We start from the raw sequence: 2,511 nt of genomic DNA on the forward strand, positions 1-2,511 counted from the left end.
GGCGAGGGCGGGCGACGGCCGGGCTCGCCGCGCTGCCGCGGCTGCTGCGAGGGCGCGGCCTGCGGCGGCTGCTCCTCGTCCGCCTCCTGTCCCAGTCGGGCGACGGGGCCTTCCAGCTCGGCCTCGCGGGGCTCCTGCTCTTCTCGCCCGAGCGCGCGCCGACGCCGCTCGCGGTCGCGGGGCTCCTCGCCCTCGTCCTGCTGCCGTACACGCTCGTCGGGCCGCTCGTCGGCACGCTGCTGGACCGCTGGTGGCGGCGCTCGGTGCTCGTCGGCGCCGGAGCGGTGCGAGCGGTCGCCGTCCTCGCGACGGCGGGCGTGGTCCTCGCCGGCCCGGCGGTCTCGGACGCGCTGCTCGTGCCGGCCGTCCTCGTCGTCCTGTCCGTCAACCGGCTCGTCCTCGCCGCCCTGGGTGCGGGGCTGCCCGCCGTCGTCGCCGGCCGCGACCTCGTCCTCGCCAGCGCCGTCGTCCCGACGGTCGGCACCCTGGCCCTCGCCCTGGGCGCCGGTGCCGGCACGGCCGTGCGGCTCGGGGCCGGTGGCGCGCGCGCCGACGGCCTCGTGCTCGTGCTGGCCGCCGCCCTCGTCGCCGCCCAGGCGCGGCTCGAGGAGGCCGAGGCCGCGCACCAGGAGGAGCAGCTCGAGCGCGCCCTCGCGGAGCAGGCGCGCCTGGACGCGGAGCAGCGGCTGCGCGAGCTGCAGCGGCGCGTCCTGCGCAGCGGCGTCGAGATCGACGCCTGGTCCACCGCGCCCGCCGACGAGGACGAGGCCGTGCCCGCGACGACCGCCGAGCTGCTGGAGCGGCTCGCGGCCGGCCGCCTCGCGCGCGTCGTCTTCACCGGCGACCCGGCCCGGGCGCTCGAGCTCGACGACGTCGTCCACACGGGCCTGCACGTGCAGCGCACGTGGGAGGCCCTGCTGGCGCTGCGCGACTACGCCGCCGCGAAGGCCGACGGGTCCGTGGACAGCGACGTGCAGGGCTACCTCGAGCGCACCCCCGACGGCATGTGCTCCTGGCCCGCCGGCCGGCACGCGCGCGGGGAGAGCTCGACCGTCCAGAACGACCCGCGCCTGCGGGCGCCGCGGCTGCTGCCCGTGCCCGTGGAGGTCGACCCCTCCGGCCGCGCGCCCATGTGGGCGCACATGAAGCTCCTCAGCCTCGGCCAGACCAGCCCGCGCCTGCACTACCTCGACGACACCCGGCGCAGCGGCCGGGTCTACGTCGGCTACGTCGGACGCCACCTGCCCAACACCCAGACCAGCTGACCCGGGGCGCACCGCCCGAGGTGGCTGCACGAGGACGGCGTAGAAGCCGTCGTCGTGCAACCACCCGCACCCCACGCCCTCACGGCCTTCGCGTCACGGTCTCGTCACGTCGGGCCGAGAGGCCCCTGCTGGCGCTGCGGCTCCCGACCGCCCGCCCCATGCTCGGCAGCACCGCCCGGTCGCAGCCCGCGCCGGCGACCACCCGCCCCCGCCGGACGGAGCCGCCGTGAACGCCGAGAACCAGTTCTCGTACAACTTCTTCCAGTACTCGATCGTCGACCACGTCTTCACCTTCGGCTACGCCGCGATGGCGGCCGGCCTCGTGTACTTCCTCGTCACGAGCAGGAACGCCCTGCCGCGCTACCGGCTGGCCTCGTCGCTGTCGGCGGTCGTCATGGTCTCGGCCTTCCTGGAGCTGCTCGTCATCTCGCTGCAGTGGCAGCGCACCTTCGTGTGGGACGGCAGCGCCTACGTCGTCGGCGACCAGCTGTTCTCCAACGGCTTCCGCTACATGAACTGGTCGATCGACGTCCCGGCGCTGCTCGTGCAGCTGCTCGTCGTCGTCGGCGTCACGGGCGTGGCCTTCCGGCGGGGCGTCGTGATCTTCGTCGCCGCGGGCCTCGCGATGGTCTACACCGGCTACGTCGGGCAGTTCTACGAGGTCGACCGACCGGCGCCGTTCTGGGTGTGGGGCGCCGTCAGCACCGTCTTCTTCGCGGTGATCCTCCTGGTCGTCTTCCGCACCACCTACGGCAACGCGAGCCGGCTGCCCGAGGAGGTCCGCCCCCTCGTCAAGGCGGTGTTCTGGCTCCTCGCCGTCACGTGGATGCTCTACCCCGGCGCCTACCTCATGCCGGCGATCTGGGACTCGGCCGACGGCGTCGTCGCCCGGCAGATCACCTACACGATCGCCGACGTCACCTCGAAGGTCGTCTACGGCGTCCTGCTCGGCATCATCGCCCAGCGCGTCAGCCGCCTCGAGGGCTACGGCGAGGCCCGCGCCCAGCAGGCGACCGCGCTGCGCGGCGGGGTCACCGAGGTCGACCCGCCCGGGCGCGTCTGAGCTCCTCCGGCCAGCCGCTCCGACCCGGCCCCTCCCCCTCCCGACGGCCGGTCCTCAGGGGCGGGCCGGCGGCTGGGCGCCCGCGCCTCGCCCCAGCGCCGCGGCGGCCAGGACGACGGCCGCCGGCACGAGCAGCGCCGCCCCGAGGACGTTGACGGCCTCGAAGCCGCCGAGCGCGAGCAC

The 2,511-nt window shown here is 75.6% G+C and carries 1 protein-coding gene and 1 pseudogene; both read left to right on the forward strand.

Annotation, left to right across the window (positions count from 1 at the left end):
• Positions 1–1,265: pseudogene (locus HLB09_RS15665) on the forward strand (hypothetical protein); the annotation flags it as partial.
• 226 nt (positions 1,266–1,491) lie between these two features.
• Positions 1,492–2,328, forward strand: a complete 837-nt coding sequence (locus HLB09_RS15670) for a bacteriorhodopsin (protein WP_171204251.1) — start codon at positions 1,492–1,494, stop codon at positions 2,326–2,328.
• Positions 2,329–2,511 lie beyond the last annotated feature (183 nt).

The sequence above is a fragment of the Pseudokineococcus marinus genome (genome assembly GCF_013004605.1).
Lineage (GTDB): Bacteria > Actinomycetota > Actinomycetes > Actinomycetales > Quadrisphaeraceae > Pseudokineococcus > Pseudokineococcus marinus.